Genomic DNA, 17,590 nt, shown 5'->3' with positions numbered 1-17,590 from the left:
TTGGAACCCATATGAGCCAAAGCCCCAACGATCCTGCTGCTGTTACTGCTGTTGCGCCGCCTGTGCCGGCGACAGTGCCAACGCCAACGCCAACGCCTACTCCGCCCGCTCCACCGGCAGCGGGCGAGCCGGCCAAGCCTGGGGCGCCTGTTCCGCCCAAGGCGCCAGCTAAATCAAAGCTCAAGCGTAATCTGATTCTGGGCGGCGTGGGCCTGCTGCTGGTCGCGTTGCTGCTGTGGGCCTTCATGCCAAAACCCGTCACGGTGGAAGTGGCCGCCGTGACGCAGGGTCGCTTCGAGCGTGCGGTGCAGGACTACGGCAAGACGCGGGTGCGGGACCGCTTCATCGTCTCCGCGCCGCTGGCCGGGCGGGTCGGCCGGGTGCTGCTGAAGCAAGGCGACGAGGTCGAGCAGGGGGCGACCGTGGCCCTGCTGTGGCCGATGGCGCCTGGCCTGCTGGATGAACGCACGCGCGCCGAGCAAGCGGCGCGCGTCGGCACCATGGCGGCCGCGCTGGCCCGCGCCCAAGCCAATGTAGGGCGCGCCAAGGCGGCGATGGACCAGGCGCAGGTGGAGCTACGGCGCAGCGAAGCGCTGGCCCAGCAAGGCTTTATCTCGCCCACTCAAAACGAGACCGGCCGGCTCGCTCTGCGCCAACGCGTGCAAGAGCTGGAAAGCGCGCGCCAGGAAGAAAATGCCGCCCGCCACGAACTGGAACAGGCCATGGCCGCGCGCCAGCAATACGCGCAAGCGCCGCTGGGCGGCGTGCAGCCCAGCTTTGCCGTCAAGGCCCCCGTCAGCGGCAAGGTGCTGAAGGTCTTGCAGCAGAGCGAAGCCAGCGTGTCGGCGGGCACCGGCCTGATTGAGCTGGGCGACCCGAGCCAATTGGAAGTGGTGGTGGACATCCTGACCGAAGACGCCACCCAGGTGCAGCCCGGCGCTGCGGTGGAGCTTTTGAACTGGGGCGGCGCTCAGTCGCCCAGTCAGGCACTCAGCGGCCGCGTGCGCTGGGTCGAGCCCGCCGCCTTCACCAAGGTGTCGGCGCTGGGCGTGGAAGAGCAGCGCGTCAATGTGGTGGTCGACATCACGGCGCCGGCCGCGCAATGGCAGGCCTTGGGCGACGGCTTCAAGGTCGATGTGCGCGTGCTGGTGCAAGTGCAGGAGAACGCGGTGATGGTGCCGGTCAGCGCGCTGTTTCCGATCGGCTCAAGAGTCGGGGTCTTTGTGGTGGAGAAGGACCGTGCCTATCTGAAGGAGGTCAGCGTGCAAGCCCGCAATGGCGTCAGCGCCTGGGTCAAGGAAGGCCTCGCCGTTGGCACGCAAGTGATTGTTTACCCGGACAGCAAGCTCGCAGACAAGGCCAAGGTGAAGCTGCGCTGAATGGGTGGGCTCAGGCGGCGCTGATGCCTTGTGCTTGTTTGAATAAGCCGACCGGATCGAACTTCGCCTTGATTTGCTTGAGCCGCGCCAAGTTGCTGCCGTAATAGGCCTGCTCGGGATCGGGGATCAAGGCGTCGAGATAGTTTTGGTAGGCCCGGCCGCTGCTCCAGGGGCGCAGGGTCTGCCGCATGCCATGAGCCCATTGCTCGCCTTCGCTGACTTCGCTGCTGGATGCGAGCGGGCTGTATTCGGCGTAATACTGGGCGCTGAACAAGGCCTGGCGGTGCGCAAAAGCAGTTGTGTCCGCCGCCACGCGGCCGACCGCGCCGCCCATCAGATTCATGATCACTGTGCCGGGGCGGCCGGCGCTGCGGCGCTCAAGCATGGCCGCGCTCAGCGCGGCGGCCATGCCTTGTGGATCGGCCAGGCTGTCAAAGAAGTCCGAGCTGGCGGCCATCGCGACTCGCCCCAGCAGCCCGGCTGGGTTCTGACCCGGCAGATGGCATTGCGTCGGACTCAAACCTGCGCAGGCTCCAAGCATCACCTCGCGGTAACTGCGCGCTTGGACGGTATTGTTCAAGGCAGTGCGGCCGATCTGGGCCAGCAAGCTCTGCCAATGCGGCAGCAAGGCTGCCGCGTCCCCGATGCTGAAGCCCCAGAGATGGCAGCCGCTGGGCGAGACAACGAGTTGCGACCAAATCTGATCCGGCATGGTCTTGGGCCATTTGCTCCAGGCTGCCAATACCGCCGGCAGATCGGCCAGGGAGAAATCGGCCGCGAATTGCTGCAAGGGGGTTACCGCATGGGTCTGAAACGTGAACTCGCTGACGATGCCGAAATTGCCACCACCGCCGCCGCGCAGCGCCCAAAACAGGTCGGCGTTCTGGCTCTCACTGCAGAGCAGTTCGGTCCCGTCGGCGGTGACCACGCGGGCGCTACGCAGCACGTCGCAAGTCAGGCCGTAGGCGCGGTCGATCACGCCGAAGCCGCCTCCCTGGGTGATGCCGGCAATGCCTACCGTCACGCAACTGCCGGACGGGATACAGCGGCCCTGATTGATCAAACCTTCGTACACATCGGCCAACTTGGCGCCGGCGCCGACGGTGGCTAACTCGCCGTCCAGACGCACGCTGTCCATCGAGCCGACGTCGATGACGAGGCCGGGGCCGGTCGAGTTGCCGATATAGCTGTGGCCGCCGCCGCGTGGCACGACGGCCAGTTTGAGCCGGCTCGCGAACGCCAGGCCGGCCCGGATGTCGGCCGCACCGTCGCAGCGAATCAAGGCTTGCGGCAGCACGGCATCAAAGCGCGCATTGGCGGGTCGGCGCAGGCGCTCATAGTCGGCATGGCCGGGGCGGATCAGTTGGCCCTTGAGTTGTGAGGCCAGCGCCTCCCATTCGCTGGCGGCCGGGCCACCGCTGGGCGGCGCTGGAGGGAGTGGGGGAGCAGGAGTGGGAGTGGGCGGTGGTGCTGGATCAAGCCCCGAGCCGCCGCCGCAAGCGCTCAACAAGGCGGCCGCGCCAGCGCCGGAGCCATATTGCAGGAATTTTCGTCGGTCCATTGTTCTCGCTCCCGGATGATTTGTCACCTCAATTACTACCAGTTTAGGACCACTTTTGATGGTGCCGGCTGCGGGTTTTCTCGGGGGATATCCGCAGGGCGCCCGCCCGGTGCTCATCGATTCGACGCTGCTGAGACAATGTCGTCATGACTGTTTTCGAAGTGATGTTGGTGGCGGCACTGCTCATGCTGCTGCTGGGGGTCTTGTTGCTGTGGCTGCAAATGCGCCGGGCGGCTGCGGCGCAGCAAGGTCATGCGGCCTTGCTGCCCTGGGTCCAGCAAGCCAATGAGCGCCTGGAGCGCGAACTGCGCGATGAGCTGACGCGCAGCGCCGGCGCCACACGCCAAGAGTTGCAGCAGAGCTTGGCGCGTTTCCAACAAGCCTTGAGCAGCGGCCTGGGGCAAAGCACGCAGGCGCAGACCGCCCAGGCCTTGGCCGCCCGGGAGGCGCAAGACTTGGCCGCGCAGCGCCAAACTCAAACGCTCACCGACAGCTTGCGGGCCTTGGCGCAAACGGTCGAGCAGCGCCTGAGCCTGATCCAGCAAGACAATGAAAAGAAGCTGGAGCAGATGCGTGCCACCGTCGACGAGAAGCTGCACGCCACACTGGAGCAGCGCTTGGGCGAGAGCTTCAAACAAGTGGCCGAGCGGCTGGAGCAGGTGCACAAAGGCCTGGGCGAGATGCAGGGCTTGGCCCGCGATGTGGGCAGCCTCAGCCGAGTGCTGAGCAATGTGAAGACGCGCGGCATCTTCGGCGAGGTGCAACTGCTGGGCTTGCTGGAGCAGGTCTTCACCTCGGAGCAGTTTGCGGCCAATGTGGCGACCATCCCCGGCAGCAATGAACGGGTCGAGTACGCGATCAAACTGCCGGGCCAGCGCGCCGATGGCGTCGCCCTGTGGCTGCCTATCGACGCCAAGTTCCCGCGTGAAGACTATGAGCGTCTGCTCGATGCGCAGGAGCGCGCCGATGCGGCCGGCGTCGAGCAGTCCAGCAAAGCGATCGAGGCGCGCCTGCGTGCCGAGGCTAGAACCATTCGCGACAAATACATCGCGCCGCCGCACACCACCGACTTCGGCATGCTGTTTGTGCCGACCGAAGGCCTCTATGCCGAGGCGCTGCGCCGGCCCGGTTTGCTGGAGGCGCTGCAACGTGAATTCAAGGTGATGCTGGTCGGCCCGACCACCTTGCTGGCGACGCTGACCAGCTTGCAGATGGGCTTTCGCACGCTGGCGCTGGAGCAACGATCGGCCGAGGTCTGGGAAGTGCTGGGCGCGGTCAAGACCGAGTTCGGCAAGTTCGGCGAAGTTTTGGCCAAGACCAAGAAAAAGCTCGACGAGGCCAGCAACAGCATCGACCTGGCCGAGACCCGCACTCGGGTGATGACGAGGAAGCTCAAGGATGTGGAGGCGCTGCCGGATGAGGCGGCTTTGGCCCTGCTTAAATTGGCAGGCAGTCCCCTTGATGATGACGAAGCTGACGAGGCCAGGTCTTGACTCAGTCCAGCCCGGCCGCCAATTTGCGCCGCGCTTTCCCCTGGTTGATCGCCGGTCTCATTTCCTTGCATGCCTGCATGGCGGTGACGCGCGTTGCCGCCAGCCTGTGGGTCTTGCATCAAGGCCACGGTGAGTGGGCGGTCGGGGTTTTGCTGAGCCTGTTTGCGGTGGCGCCGATGTTGTTGGCAATGTGGGCGGGGCGCCAGGCCGACCGTTACGGCCTGCACCGTCCCGTCGGCATCGCGGTGCTGATGGCGCTGTTTGGCGCCCTGGTGGCGCTGGCGGGCCAAGGCCTGTGGACGATAGGCCTGAGCTGCTTCCTCGCTGGCGGCGCGCTCAGCGTGGCGGCGGTGGCGATGCAGCGTGAGGCGGGGCAAATGGCCGACGAGCCCTCCGAGCTCAAGCGCGTGTTCGGCTGGATGGCCCTGGGGCCGGCGATGTCGAACGCCTTGGCGCCGGTGGCGGCTGGTTTGCTGATCGATTTCGTCAGCTTCCGGGCCGCTTTCGGCTTGGCCGTGCTCTTGCCGGTGCTGGCCTGGGTGTTCATCACCAAGCTGCCCCGCCACACGCCGAAAGCCCAGAGTGCGGCCAGCCGTGCCAAGCCGGCCTGGGATTTGTTGCGACAACCGGCCTTGCGCTACTTGCTGCTGATGAACGTAGTGCTGGCCGCGGCCTGGGATGCCCACAGCTTTGTGGTGCCGGTGATCGGCCATGCCAAGGGGCTGAGTGCTTCCAGCATTGGCTTTGTGCTGGCCTCGTTTGCGGTCGCCGCGATGGCCGTGCGCCTGGCCATCATCCGCTGGTCCAAACAGTTGGATGAAGTGAAGGCCTTGCGGGTGGCGATGCTGATGGCCGCCGCCACCTTGGCCGTCTACGCTTGGTTGCCCGGCACGCCGGGGCTGATGTTGGGTTCCGCCTTGCTGGGTCTGGCCTTGGGCTCGGTGCAACCGATGGTGATGGCCATGCTGCACCAAGTCACGCCGGCCGACCGTCACGGTCAGGCCCTGGGTCTGCGCATGGTGGCCACCAATGGCGCGACGGTGGCGATGCCGGTCGGCTTTGGCCTGCTGGCGGCCGCCAGCGTCAGCGCCGCACCCCTGTGGTTGATGGCGGGCTTGTTGCTGTTGGCGCAATGGCCTGCGGCAAGGCTAACTCGCCATCAAAACGGTGAGCATTGAACGTGCTGTTCAGTGCGACATCAAGACCGGCACCGTCATCGAATGCAGCATTGAGCGTGTGACGCCGCCCAAGACCAGCTCCCACAGCCGCGTCTGCCCATAGCCGCCCATCACGATCAGGTCGCTGTCGGCCGCGTGTGACAACAAGGCCTCGGCGACCGAGGCGTCCGGCATAAAGGATGACATCAGGCGTTCGCCCAGCGAGGGCTCGCGTTGATGCAAGACCTTCAGCGTGCACTCGATACCGTGCAGGCGAAGATAGGCTTGCGGGCGCAGCAGCGGTTCGGGCCCGAGCTCGGCGCTTTCTGAAAAACGCACAAGCTCGATATGCTTGGCGCGCTGCAAGAAAGGCAGGGCGTCGCGCAAGGCGCGGGCGCTCTCGCGCTTGTCAGTCCAGGCCACCAGCACGCGCTCGCCGCAGCGCGCCAGCGGCGTGTCGTTGACATAGGGGACAAACAAAATCGGGCACCCGCCCGAGATCAGCAAGCGGCCAATCAGGCCATCGGCCGAACCGTCCGGCACCTGCGGGTCTTGCTGGCTCATGACCAGCAAATCGCAGTTGCGCGCAATCTGCACCATCGCCTCGGCGGAGTCACCCATCTCGCTGCTGAAGCTGATGTCGGCGCCGGCCGCTTTGACCAACTCGGCAGCACGCTGCACGCGGCGCTGATCTTCGCCTTCGTGCAGGTCCAGCGCCAGGCTGGCGGCTTCGGGCGAAAGATAGGCGCCGGTATTGCTGGGCGTCACCGCATGCACCGCTGCCAAACTGGCGCCCAAGGCCTCGGCAAAACGCTTTGCCAGTGCCACCACTTGGGCCGAGCGTGGCTTGTCGTTGACATGCACCACCATAGACTTGATCTTGCTCGCAGCCATCGCATCCTCCGTTGAGTGAATGAGTGATTGGATGCAAGCATGCTAACGCCTGCAGCGCTGTGGGCCCAAATCTCGCCAGGGCCAGGGCCAGTGCTCTGACTACTGTTGCTGCATGCGCAGCCGCCGTGCCGCATCTTCATCGCGGGCATCGTCAATCTCGCGCAGCACGCCGCGCAGATCAACGGGGCGGCTCTGGTGCACAAAGCGGCCGCTCAGCCGGGCGTCCGGCGTCAGCGTGCCGCGCTCGAACAGCGCCCAGATTTCATGGCCGAAATCGCTGCGCAGCAGGTCGGGCGCGAACTGGCCGAAGAAGTTGCGCAGATTCTCGACGTCACGCAAAAGCATCCGTTTGGCGTGGTTATTGCCGGCCGCGTCGACCGCCTGCGGCAAGTCGATGATGACCGGGCCGTCCGCCGCCAGCAGGATGTTGAACTCCGACAAGTCTCCGTGCACGATGCCGGCGCACAGCATGCGCACCACTTCTTGCACCAGTGTGGCGTGGTGCATCAAGGCCTGCTGCGGCGTGAACTGCACATCGTTCAAACGAGGCGCGGCCGAACCGTCGGCGTCCGTCACCAATTCCATCAAGAGCACGCCCTCGAAGAAGTTGAAGGGTTTGGGCACCCGCACGCCGGCGCCGGCCAGACGATACAGCGCATCGACCTCGGCGCTTTGCCAGGCTTCTTCTTGCTTCTCGCGGCCGAACTTGCTGCCCTTGGCCATGGCGCGGGCCTCGCGGCTGTTCTTGACCTTGCGGTTCTCGGTGTAGTCGACCGCTTGGCGGAAGCTGCGCTGGGTGGCTTCCTTGTAGACCTTGGCGCAACGGGTTTCGCCGCCGCACTGGACGACGAACACTTGGGCCTCTTTGCCGCTCATCAATTGGCGCGATACGCCGTCGATCAGGCCTTCGTCAAGCAGGGACTGCAATCTTTTCGGTGTCTTCATATGGGTGCGATTGTCGGGGCTGGCCGTCGATACAAAAAAACAGCAAAAAAGCCAGCCCCTATTCTTGCCTCAGAATGCCGGACATTGATCAATTCTCATGGCCGCTTGGGCCCAACTATGTTGCATATTCCGTTTCGCTACTCGGCTGGTGTGATGGTGCTGTTATTGGCTCAACTGCTCGCGCCGCAGCGGGTCGAAGCCAAGGCGCCGGCCATTTCAAGCAAGACGACGGCAAGTGCCGCTGTCCAGCAGGAGATTCAGCCAGCCGAGTTCGTGCGCGAGCTCGGCGGCATCAGCGAATACCGCCTGCCCAATGGCCTGCAGATCCTGCTCTTTCCCGACGAAGCGCAGAGCACCACCACCGTCAACATCACCTACCGGGTGGGCAGCCGGCATGAGTCGCAGGGCGAGTACGGCATGGCGCATTTGCTGGAGCATCTGGTGTTCAAGGGGACGCCGGCCTACCGCGACATCCCCGGCGCTTTCGCGGCCAAGGGCATCCGCTTCAACGGCACGACCACCAATGACCGAACCAATTATTTCGCGTCCTTCAATGCCAACCCCGACACCTTGAACTTCGCATTGGCGCTGGAGGCCGACCGCATGGTCAACAGCTTCATCGCGCGGGCCGATTTGGACAAGGAGATGAGCGTCGTACGCAATGAGTTCGAGCGCGGCGAGAACGAGCCGATGCAGGTCTTGTTTCAGCGCGTGCAGTCGGTCGCCTATGACTGGCACCCTTATGGCAACTCGACCATTGGCGCGCGCAGTGATATCGAGAATGTGCCCATTGAGCGGCTGCAGGCTTTTTACAAACGCCATTACCGGCCCGACAACGCGACGCTCCTGGTCGCCGGTCGGTTTGACAAGGCCGCCACGCTGGCCAAGATCGCCAGCCATTTTGGCCCGTTGAAGCGCCCCGACCAGCCCCTGGTGCAAACCTACACGCAGGAGCCTGCGCAGGACGGTGAGCGCACGGTGGTGGTGCGGCGCGTCGGCGGCCAGCCGGCGCTGGTCGCCTACTACCATGTGCCGGCGATTGCCCATGCTGATTCCGCGCCGCTGCTGGTGCTGAGCCTCTTGATGTCGATGCCGCCGAGCGGGCAGCTCTACAAGGAGTTGGTCGAAAGCAAGATCGCCCTGCATGCAGCCTTGGGCGGCTTGGGCGGGCAGGCACCCGGCGGCATCACGGCCATGGCGATTCCGCCCACGCAAGACCAGGCCGACAAGGTCGAAAAGCTCTTGCTTGATCTGGTCGAGGGTCGCGCCGGCAAGCCCTTCACCGAGGAGGAGTTGCAGCGCGTGCGCGATGTGGCGCTGAACTCCTACCGCGAGCAGATGAAGAACCCGGAGGCCTTGATTCAGCAGATCTCCAGCCTGCTGGGTGCGGGCGATTGGCGCTTGCTGTTCCAGTTGATGGAGGATTTGCCGCGCGTCACGCTGGCCGATGTGGAGCGGGTTCGCAAGGCTTATTTGCAGCCAGCCAACCGCACGCTGGGGCGCTATGTGCCGGCTGAGTCGGTCACGCGGGTCGAGATTCCTGCCGCGCCGCCGCTTGATCAGCGCCTGGCTGGCCTGAAAGGCCCGCCCAAGGTGGAGCAGGGCGAGCGCTTTGACCCCACGCCAGCACATTTGCAAGAGCGCACCGTAACCAAGCTGCTGCCCAGCGGGATAGCGCTGCAAACTTTGGCCAAGCAAACGCGCGGCAACACAGTGCAATTGCAGATGCAGCTGCGCTGGGGCGAGCGCGATGCCACGTTCGCACGGCGGGGTACCGGCTGGGTCGGTGAGTTGATGCTGGAGGGCAGTGAGGGCCTGGGCAAGCAGGCGCTGCAGGATGCGCTGATTCGACTCAAGGCAGACCTGAGCATCCGGGGCGGTGATCAAGGCGCGACCTTGAGCATCACCGCCGAGCAAGGCAGCTTGATCGAGGTTCTGAAGCTGGCCGCAACCGTGTTGCAAAAGCCGACGTTGCCGCTCGATGCCTTTGACCGCATCAAGCAGGCCGGCCTGGCCGGCCTGCAGTCTTCGGCCCAAGATCCGGAAGTCTTGCGGCGCGAAGCGGTGCGCGGGCATTACAACCTGGCCCTGGGGGTGCACAGCGGTCAGCCGGACTACCAGATGAGTTTGCACGAGCAAGTCATTCAGCTGCACGAGACCCAACTGGACGATGTGCGAGCGTTCTACGCTGAGTATTGGTCGGCCAATGAGGCGCGGGTGGCGGCGGTGGGCGCGCTGCCGGCCGGGCTAGACGCGGCCATCGAGCAGCTCTTCGGTGGCTGGAAGAAGCCGGCCGCGCCGCGCTTTGTGCGGCATAGCCCGACGCATATGGCTGTGCCAGCCGCGCGCTTTGATGTGGTGGCGCGCGACAAAGCCAATGCCGCGCTGCGCATGCGCGTGGACTTCAAGCTCAGCGAGGCCGATGCCGACTTTGTGCCGCTGAACCTGGCCACGCAGGTGTTCGGTGCCGGCGGCATGGAAAGCCGCTTGTCGACCCGGGTGCGTCAGCAAGAGGGCTTGAGTTACGGCATTGGCGCCGGGCTGAACGCGCCGTTCTGGGGCAATGACGCCAACCTCAGCATTGGCGGCAGTTTCGCGCCACAGAACCGCGATGCGGTGATCGCCTTGGTGCAGGACGAACTAAGCCGCATGAATGAAACCGGCATCACCGAAGCCGAATTGGTTCGCGCCAAAAAGGACTTGGCCGAAGCGCGCCTGCAATCGCGCGCCAGCGAGGCGCAACTGGCCGGCACGCTGAATTTGTTGGCCGATCGGAGCAAAGACTGGGCCTATGTTGCCGCCCGCGATGCGGCGATTCAGGCCGCCACTTTGGAGCAGGCCAATGCCGCGTGGAAGCGCCACATCAAACCGGAAGGTTTTGTGATTTCGACGGTCGGAGACTTCAAGGACAAGCCTTGATTGGGCGAAGACTTTGAGCGCAGCAGTTCAAGTCGGTACATTAAGGGCATGCACCAGTATCGAGACTTGGCTACTTTCAGCGTCCTGTTGATCAGCGGCCTTTGCGGCGAAGTCGAGGCGGCCGGGCAAATGCTGATACACCTGGGCACGCACGACCAGGCGCCTTACGGCAGTTACCAGGCCGACAAGACATTTGACGGCGTTGCCGTGCGAGTGATGGGCTGCGTGCTCAAGCGCATGGACCGCAATTTTGTGGTGGAGGTCTATCCCTGGACACGTGTCCAGTTGATGGCCGAACGCGGCGAGGTGGACGGCTTTTTCCCCGCGACCCTGCGGCCTGAGCGCTTGCTGTGGGCGCAGGCGACGGAGGTGATCGCCGATCAAAAATGGGTGTGGTACCTGCCCGCCGCCAGCAAGCTTGATCCGCTATCGGCCGAATTCAAGGCAACTGCCAAAGTCGGCGCCCACCTAGGCTCCAATCGGCTGAAGATGCTGGAGGAACAGAAATATCAAGTGGTGCTGCGCCCCGCCAGCGACGAAATGCTGCTGCGTGCTTTTGCGCGCGGGGGCCGCGCCGACGCAATTTTGGGTGGCGATTTGGCCATCGCGATTGCCATGAAAGAGCAGGGCGTTGATCCCAAGAACTTTCGCACCGTACTGGCCCAGGACAGCCCGTTGCATGCGTATTTCGGGCGTAAATTCCTGGCTGGCGAGCCCGATTTTGTTGTGCGCTTCAACACGCATTTGCCCTACTGCCGTTGATGGCGCTCAGCGGAGCTGAACGTCGCCTGCTTCGCTTTACCCTTCCAAGCCACACCAACAGCAGCCCCCGCCCGGTTCGCACAGGGGCTGCCGTGCTTTTCAGCTCATACCCTGATGGCGTAGCAAAGCATCGATATTCGGCTCTCGGCCTCTGAAGGCCTTGAAGCTCTCCATCGCTGGCCGAGAGCCGCCCACTTCCAACACGTTCTGCAAATAACGCTGTCCGCAAGCGGCATTGAAGACGCCCTCGACCTCGAAAGCGCTCCAGGCATCGGCGCTGAGCAACTCGGCCCATTTATAGCTGTAGTAGCCGGCCGAATAGCCGCCCGCGAAGATGTGGGAGAAGCTGTGCTGGCTGCGGTTGAAGGCCGGCGCAGCCATCACGGCAACCTCGGCACGCACTTCGTCGAGCAGCGCCTGCACGGCCGCCTCGCTGCCGACCTCTGCGTGCAGGCGCATGTCGAAGACCGAGAACTCGATCTGGCGCAGCGTCTGCAGGCCGCTCTGGAAGTTCTTGGCCGCGGTCATCTTGTCGAACAGTTCGCGTGGCAGCGCTGCGCCGCTGTCCACATGGCTGGTCAGCTGCTGAATCACTTCCCATTCCCAGCAGAAGTTCTCCATGAACTGACTCGGCAGTTCGACGGCATCCCATTCGACGCCGGAGATGCCGGACACGCCGAGTTCATCCACTTGCGTCAGCAGATGGTGCAGGCCGTGGCCGAATTCGTGGAACAGGGTCGTGACGTCGTCATGGCTCAGCAGCGCCGGTTTGTCGCCGACTGGGGAGGAGAAATTGCAGACCAGCTGCGCCACGGGCGTTTGCTGCGCACCGTCCGGCCGCGCCCAGCGGCTGCGTACCTCGTCCATCCAGGCGCCGGGGCGCTTGCCGGGGCGAGCGTAGAGGTCGAGGTAGAACTGTCCGACCAAGACGCCATTTCTGACGAGTTGGTAGAACTTGACGGACTCGTGCCAAACCTCGGCCTGCTGCTCGCTGATCTTGACGTTGAAGAGGCGTTCGATGATGTCGAACAAGCCGGCCAGCACGCGCGGCACGGTGAAGTACTGCCTGACTTCTTGATCACTGAAGGCATAGCGAGCTTCCTTGAGCTTCTCGGACGCATAGGCGCTGTCCCAGGGCTGCAGGTCGGATAGGCCCAGTTCCTTGGCGGCAAACTCGCGCAGCTCGGCCAGGTCCTTCTCGGCAAACGGGCGGGCGCGGCGCGAAAGGTCGCGCAAAAAGTCCAAGACCTGGGTTGGCGAGTCGGCCATCTTGGCGACCATGGCGGCTTCGGCGAAGTTGGCAAAACCCAGCAGCGCCGCCTCTTCATGGCGCAGGCGCAGGAGTTCTTCGATGATGGCGGAATTGTCCAGTTCCGGCTTGTCGCCCAACTCGCTGGCGCGCGTCACGTAGGCGCGGTAGAGCCGTGCCCTCAACTCGCGATTGCTGGCGTATTGCATGACCGGCAGGTAGCAGGGGAAATGCAAGGTGAGCTTGTGGCCTTCTTTTCCTTCGGCCTTGGCCGCTTCGAGCGCCGCGCTGACAGCGTCTGCTGGCACGCCTTGCAGCTCCTCGGCTGTCGCGTAATAGGCATAGCCATCGGTCGCGTCCAGGACATGTTCGGAGAACTGCTGGCCGAGTTCGGCGCTGCGCTCTTGGATCGCCGCGAAGCGGGCCTTGGCTTCACCCTGCAATTCGGCGCCCGACAGCACGAAGTCACGCAACCACAGCTTCAGTGCTTGCTGGCGCGGCGCGCTCAACTTGGATGCGTTCGGGGCTGCGGCGATCGCTTTGTACTTGGCATAGAGCTTCTCGTCCGCGCCGAGCTCGGTGAAGAACTCGGTCACGGCCGGCAGCATGGCGTTATAGGCCTCGCGCAGCTCAGGCGTGTTGGCGACCGCATTCAGGTGGCCCACCGCACCCCAGGATGCGCCGATGCGTTCGGTCGCCACGCCCAAGGTGGCCGACAGCGCGTCGTAGTCGGCCGGGGTCGCGTCCGAAGTGGCTGTGGCCAGTGCCGCACGGGTCTCGCACAAGAGCTGTGTGATCGCAGGCGCAATATGCTCGGGCTTGATGCTGGCGAAAGCGGGCAGGGCGGCGGTGGAAAGTAAGGGGTTATTCATGCGGCCTCCGCTGCGAATTTTTCAGCCGATTCCATCGTGTTGACCAGCAGCATGGTGATGGTCATGGGCCCAACGCCGCCGGGCACCGGCGTGATCCAGCCGGCGACTTCCTTGACGGCGTCAAAGTCGACGTCGCCGCAGAGTTTGCCTTCTTCATTGCGATTGATGCCCACGTCGATGACGATGGCGCCTGGCTTGACCATATCGGCGTTCAACACATTGCGCCGGCCGACAGCGGCGACCACCACATCGGCTTGGCGGGTGTGAAAACCAATGTCCGGCGTGCCGCTATGGCAGACCGTGACGGTCGCGTTGGCCTGCAGCAGCAGCAGGGCCATAGGCTTGCCGACGGTGTTGCTGCGGCCGATCACCACCGCGTGCTTGCCGCGCAAATCGTAGCCGGTGCTTTCGATCAGCTTCATGCAGCCATAAGGCGTGCAGGGACGAAAGCCGGGCAATTGGGTCATCAACTCGCCCGCGCTGAGGGTGGAATAGCCATCCACATCCTTGGCGGTGGCGATGGACTCAATGACCTTGTGCGGATCGATGTGCTTGGGCAGCGGCATCTGCACCAAGATGCCGTGGATGCTCGGGTCATTGTTCAGCGCGTCGATGCGGGCCAGCAAGTCGGCCTCACTCATCGAGGCTTCGTACTTCTCCAGCACCGAGTGCAGGCCGGCATCGCCGCAGGCCTTGACCTTGTTGCGCACATACACATGGCTGGCCGGATCTTCGCCAACCAGGATGACGGCCAGCCCCGGCCTCACACCCTTGGCTGTCAAGGCCGCTGCGCGTAGCGCCACATCGGCGCGAATTTGCTTGGACAAGGCCACGCCATCGATTAGTTTTGCTGTCATGTCAGTGCTCTCCAAAGGGCAGGTTCTGGCGTTGCGGCGAAGGCTCTCAATCGCGCAGCGATGTGATGCCGGAGCCACAGGGCGACGCCGTCGATCAATTGTGCGGTCATATCCATCTCCGAGAAAAACGAAAAGCGCGCTCTCGGCGCGCTTCTTGAGGCAGTTCTACACAGTGCTCGATCAAGCCTTTGCGGCTGCGCCGAGTGCGATCTTCAGCAGATCGGCGACCGTGTTGGCATTGAGCTTTTCCATGATGTTGGCGCGGTGCGCTTCCACCGTCTTGATGCTGATCCCTAAGTCATCAGCGATCTGCTTGTTGAGGCGGCCGGCGACGATGCGCTCCAGCACTTGCGCCTCACGCGTCGTCAGACGCTGCAGCAGGGCGTCACGGCTGGCCGCTTCTTGGTGGGTGGAGAAAGCAGCGCGGGCCTGCTCGAGCATGCGCTCGACGATGGCCGCCAACTCGTCTTCCTTGAAGGGCTTTTCGATGAAGTCCAGCGCGCCTTTTTTCATCGTTTGCACGGCCATCGGCACATCACCGTGGCCGGTGATGAAGACCACCGGCAGCGGGCTCTTGCGCTCCAGCAAGCGGTCTTGCAACTCCAGGCCGCTCATGCCTTCCATGCGAATGTCGGCGATCAAGCAGGCGACTTCGCGCGGGTCATAACGGCTCAGGAATGATTCGGCCGAGTCAAAACACTTGACCCGGTAGTCCTTGCCCTCAAGCAGCCATTGCAGCGAGTCACGTACGGCCTCGTCATCATCGACGACGTAGACATTGCCCTTCTTCGGAATCAGACTCATGGTGTCGAAATTTGGTTTGTTACTACTGATGCTGCTGTTGGCCCGCCCGGTCCGGCCACTGGGGTCGGCGTGGTCGGATCAAGGCGGGAGATGTCTACCGGGATGCTGAAGGCGAACCTGCAGCCCACAATAGCTGCGCCATTGTATAAGTTCTCGGCCCTGATCCGGCCCTTGTGAGACTCCACAATAGACCGGCATAACCCTAGGCCAATGCCCAGTCCATCCGACTTGGTGGAGAAGAAGGCTTCGTACATGCGCGAGATCACTTCCTCCGGCATGCCGGGCCCCATGTCCGTCACGCTGAAGTCGATATGGCCGCCCAACTCGGGCGTGTGTTTGGGGATCACACGCAGCTCGATATGGCGCCTTGAGGCCGGCAGGCCGGCGTTGTCGATCGCCTCGGCCGCGTTCTTGAGCAGATTCATCAAGACCTGCTCGATCAGGATCGGGTCCACCATCAGCTGCGGCAGGCGCTGAGCGACATAAGTGTGGATGGCCACATTGCGCCGGCGCAGCTCGATGCCGGCCAACTCGACCGCGTCCTCGACGATGTCATGCGCCTGCGCGGCTTCGCGCTTGGGCTCGCTGCGCTTCACGAAGTTGCGGATGCGGTGAATGATCTGGCCGGCGCGCTGCGCCTGCTTGGCGGTCTTCTCCAACGCCGCCAGCAGATCGTCTTTCTGAATCGCATCATTGCGCACGCGCGACACCATGCCGTTGCAGTAATTCGTGATCGCGGTCAGGGGCTGATTCAGCTCATGCGCGACGCTCGAGGCCATTTCGCCCATCGTCATCAGGCGGCTGGTCATCTGCGCTTTTTCGGCTTGCAGCGCGGCTTGCTCTTCGGCGCGGCGGCGAGTGGTGATGTCGGTGGCAATCAGCATCTGCGCCAGGCGCCCGTCGGTCCACTGCAGATAGCGGGTGCGCACGTCAAACCACATCTCCAGTGACTCGACAAAGACCTCGCGCGGCGCGGTGCCGGCGTCGCTGAGGTGTTGGGCCGGCAGACCCGAGTAGTCGTCGACTTCTTCGTCCACATCGGGCCCGCTGCTGCGGCCGAGTTGGCTGCCCGACAGCAACGCATGGCCGGCCGGGTCGGCGCCAAACCAGAGCCGGTAGCTGCGGTTCGCAAACAGCAACTCGCCCTGCTGCACCGACAGCACCGACACCGCCGCGTCCAGACCCTCCAGCACGGTAGTGAAACGCTCATGCGAGGCCGAGAGCTGATCGCGTACGCGCTTGGCCTCGGTGATATTGGTCATCGAGGTCATCCAGCCGGTTTGTTTGCCCTTGGTGTCAACCAAGGGTGAGACATACATGCGGCCATCAAAGGTGCTGCCGTCCTTGCGCATGATCTTCACTTCAACGCCGCCGGCCGGGCTGCGGCCGTGAATTTCTTGCTGCAGCAGGCGGGCGTTTTCTTCCAGGCGATCCGGTGGCCAAAAAGGGAAGGGTGGCTTGCGGCCGATCAGCTCGGCCTCGGAGTAGCCGGTCATGGCACAAAACGCCGGGTTGACGTAGGAGATGCGCGACTCCATATCGAGGGCGCGCATGCCGGTCAACATCGAGTTTTCCATGGCGCGGCGGAAGTTGGTCTCCGAGGTCAGCGCGGTCTGGATCTGCAGTCGGCGGCGCATATGGCGCCAGGTGCCAAACAGCATCCAGACGGTCAGCGTCGACAGTGCAACCACCATCCAGAACAAGGTGTTGCTGATCAAACCGATCGAGGTGCGGTAGCCCTCGCCGCGCAGCACCAGGCCGTTCATGGCCGGTGCCAGCGGTGCTTCATGCAAGATGGAGGGGCGCTTATTGCGCTTGCCGGGCATTTGCGTGACGGAACTCGCCACCAACTGATCGCTGCTGTCAAACACCGCCATGCTGTGCCGGGCCGCCACCTCGGACGGTACGTAATAGCGCAGCAAGGCCTCGACCGAATATTCGGCAATCAAGACGCCGGAGAAGCCGCTGCGGTCGATCAAGGGCACTTGTACCTGGAAGACTGCCGTGCCGTTGTAGTCGCTGAAGACTTGCGAATAGACCGGCTGGCGTCGCTCTTTGGCGCTTTGAAAAGCCAACTCGGGTGGATTGGATTGATTGGCCACTGGCATCGACGGGTCATTGCCATCCGAGCGCATCAGGCTGTCGTCTTGAAAGCCTGCGCCGCTGACGCTGGCACGCGTTTCGCGTCTGGCGTTGATCCAGGTCACATGAGTCACTTCGGGGCGTTCGCGCGCAAAGCCCTTGGCTTGGGCGCTGAAGTCATGGGTGTCCACCGCGCGCGTGACGATCTCGCGCGCAATGCGCATCAGCTGTTCCTGGTTTTCAATCAGGCGCACGCGGATTTGCTGCTGGGCGATTTCGGTATCACGCTTGACGGCCTCGGACTCGCGCTCGATTTCTTCATTGCGCAAATACCAGAAGGCCAAGACGATGGCGGTCAAGAACAAGAGCACCGAGACCAAGGGGCCCAGTGTGGCAAAGCGGTCTTGGCGGGCCGGGGACTGGCGGCGCCACCAGCCGGAGGCCAGTCGTTGCAGAGGAAGCAGCAGTTTGCGCTTGGTGCTTTTGAGGTCGAATGCGTTGGGCATGCTGGCAATTATCCGGGCATCAGCGATGCCGCTCTGCGAAGTGATGTTGTTGGGTTCGTTATGGCCTAATTTCTTAGTAAATTTCATAATATAAAACACTCTCGCACAAT

12 protein-coding genes are annotated in these 17,590 nt (G+C 63.5%); 5 read left to right on the top strand and 7 right to left on the bottom strand.

Annotation, left to right across the window (positions count from 1 at the left end; all coding sequences use genetic code 11):
- The first annotated feature begins 11 nt into the window (after window positions 1–11).
- Window positions 12–1,379: an efflux RND transporter periplasmic adaptor subunit gene (locus LNV09_RS13730; RefSeq protein ID WP_263557637.1), complete on the top strand. Its 1,368-nt coding sequence runs from the start codon at window positions 12–14 to the stop codon at window positions 1,377–1,379.
- 10 nt (window positions 1,380–1,389) lie between these two features.
- Here LNV09_RS13730 and LNV09_RS13725 read toward each other — a convergent pair whose 3' ends face one another.
- The gene (locus tag LNV09_RS13725; protein WP_263557636.1) at window positions 1,390–2,940 is read right to left on the bottom strand and encodes an FAD-binding oxidoreductase; all 1,551 of its coding nucleotides are present in this window, start codon (window positions 2,938–2,940) and stop codon (window positions 1,390–1,392) included.
- A 146-nt stretch (window positions 2,941–3,086) separates the two neighbouring features.
- Here LNV09_RS13725 and LNV09_RS13720 point away from each other — a divergent pair, with 146 nt between their 5' ends.
- The gene (locus LNV09_RS13720) at window positions 3,087–4,433 is read left to right on the top strand and encodes a DNA recombination protein RmuC (protein ID WP_263557635.1); all 1,347 of its coding nucleotides are present in this window, start codon (window positions 3,087–3,089) and stop codon (window positions 4,431–4,433) included.
- Window positions 4,430–5,611 carry an MFS transporter gene (locus tag LNV09_RS13715; protein ID WP_263557634.1) on the top strand — a complete coding sequence of 394 codons (1,182 nt, stop codon included), beginning with the start codon at window positions 4,430–4,432 and terminating at the stop codon, window positions 5,609–5,611. Before LNV09_RS13720 ends, LNV09_RS13715 begins: the two co-directional genes overlap by 4 nt.
- Window positions 5,612–5,620: 9 nt before the next feature.
- Here LNV09_RS13715 and LNV09_RS13710 read toward each other — a convergent pair whose 3' ends face one another.
- Complete coding sequence (locus tag LNV09_RS13710; RefSeq protein ID WP_263557633.1) at window positions 5,621–6,484, bottom strand: universal stress protein; 864 nt, start codon at window positions 6,482–6,484, stop codon at window positions 5,621–5,623.
- A 99-nt stretch (window positions 6,485–6,583) separates the two neighbouring features.
- Window positions 6,584–7,429: a PA4780 family RIO1-like protein kinase gene (locus tag LNV09_RS13705; protein ID WP_263557632.1), complete on the bottom strand. Its 846-nt coding sequence runs from the start codon at window positions 7,427–7,429 to the stop codon at window positions 6,584–6,586.
- 117 nt (window positions 7,430–7,546) lie between these two features.
- Between LNV09_RS13705 and LNV09_RS13700 the strand changes: the two genes are divergently transcribed.
- Both LNV09_RS13700 and LNV09_RS13695 read left to right on the top strand, forming a co-directional pair.
- A complete protein-coding gene (locus tag LNV09_RS13700) occupies window positions 7,547–10,348 on the top strand; it encodes a M16 family metallopeptidase (RefSeq protein ID WP_263557631.1) in 2,802 nt (933 codons plus the stop codon).
- A gap of 48 nt (window positions 10,349–10,396) precedes the next feature.
- Complete coding sequence (locus LNV09_RS13695) at window positions 10,397–11,110, top strand: substrate-binding periplasmic protein (RefSeq protein WP_263557630.1); 714 nt, start codon at window positions 10,397–10,399, stop codon at window positions 11,108–11,110.
- A 99-nt stretch (window positions 11,111–11,209) separates the two neighbouring features.
- On the opposite strand, the gene LNV09_RS13690 is transcribed toward LNV09_RS13695, so the two are convergent.
- From LNV09_RS13690 to LNV09_RS13675, 4 genes are all read right to left on the bottom strand, one after another.
- The gene (locus tag LNV09_RS13690; protein WP_263557629.1) at window positions 11,210–13,231 is read right to left on the bottom strand and encodes a M3 family metallopeptidase; all 2,022 of its coding nucleotides are present in this window, start codon (window positions 13,229–13,231) and stop codon (window positions 11,210–11,212) included.
- Entirely contained in the window at window positions 13,228–14,088 is an 861-nt protein-coding gene (folD, locus tag LNV09_RS13685; protein ID WP_263557628.1) for a bifunctional methylenetetrahydrofolate dehydrogenase/methenyltetrahydrofolate cyclohydrolase FolD, read from the bottom strand. Before folD ends, LNV09_RS13690 begins: the two co-directional genes overlap by 4 nt.
- Before the next feature lie 180 nt (window positions 14,089–14,268).
- Complete coding sequence (locus LNV09_RS13680) at window positions 14,269–14,892, bottom strand: response regulator transcription factor (protein ID WP_263557627.1); 624 nt, start codon at window positions 14,890–14,892, stop codon at window positions 14,269–14,271.
- Window positions 14,889–17,480 (bottom strand): PAS domain-containing sensor histidine kinase, encoded by a 2,592-nt coding sequence (locus LNV09_RS13675; protein ID WP_263557626.1) that lies wholly within the window; start codon window positions 17,478–17,480, stop codon window positions 14,889–14,891. The genes LNV09_RS13680 and LNV09_RS13675 overlap by 4 nt, the downstream gene beginning before the upstream one ends.
- Window positions 17,481–17,590: the final 110 nt, after the last annotated feature.

This window comes from Paucibacter sp. B2R-40 (genome assembly GCF_025717555.1).
Lineage (GTDB): Bacteria > Pseudomonadota > Gammaproteobacteria > Burkholderiales > Burkholderiaceae_C > Paucibacter_A.
The sequence above is the reverse complement of the archived record's forward strand: the minus strand, read 5'-3'. Positions and strand labels throughout refer to the sequence as shown.

Bases quoted from the DNA above. Each gene is read 5' to 3' on its own strand.
- LNV09_RS13695 (WP_263557630.1), top strand. From the start codon at position 10,397: ATGCACCAGTATCGAGACTTGGCTACTTTCAGCGTCCTGTTGATCAGC.
- LNV09_RS13720 (WP_263557635.1), top strand. From the start codon at position 3,087: ATGACTGTTTTCGAAGTGATGTTGGTGGCGGCACTGCTCATGCTGCTG.
- LNV09_RS13725 (WP_263557636.1), bottom strand. From the start codon at position 2,940: ATGGACCGACGAAAATTCCTGCAATATGGCTCCGGCGCTGGCGCGGCC.
- LNV09_RS13710 (WP_263557633.1), bottom strand. From the start codon at position 6,484: ATGGCTGCGAGCAAGATCAAGTCTATGGTGGTGCATGTCAACGACAAG.
- LNV09_RS13730 (WP_263557637.1), top strand. From the start codon at position 12: ATGAGCCAAAGCCCCAACGATCCTGCTGCTGTTACTGCTGTTGCGCCG.
- LNV09_RS13700 (WP_263557631.1), top strand. From the start codon at position 7,547: ATGTTGCATATTCCGTTTCGCTACTCGGCTGGTGTGATGGTGCTGTTA.
- LNV09_RS13690 (WP_263557629.1), bottom strand. From the start codon at position 13,231: ATGAATAACCCCTTACTTTCCACCGCCGCCCTGCCCGCTTTCGCCAGC.
- LNV09_RS13705 (WP_263557632.1), bottom strand. From the start codon at position 7,429: ATGAAGACACCGAAAAGATTGCAGTCCCTGCTTGACGAAGGCCTGATC.
- LNV09_RS13680 (WP_263557627.1), bottom strand. From the start codon at position 14,892: ATGAGTCTGATTCCGAAGAAGGGCAATGTCTACGTCGTCGATGATGAC.
- LNV09_RS13675 (WP_263557626.1), bottom strand. From the start codon at position 17,480: ATGCCCAACGCATTCGACCTCAAAAGCACCAAGCGCAAACTGCTGCTT.
- folD (WP_263557628.1), bottom strand. From the start codon at position 14,088: ATGACAGCAAAACTAATCGATGGCGTGGCCTTGTCCAAGCAAATTCGC.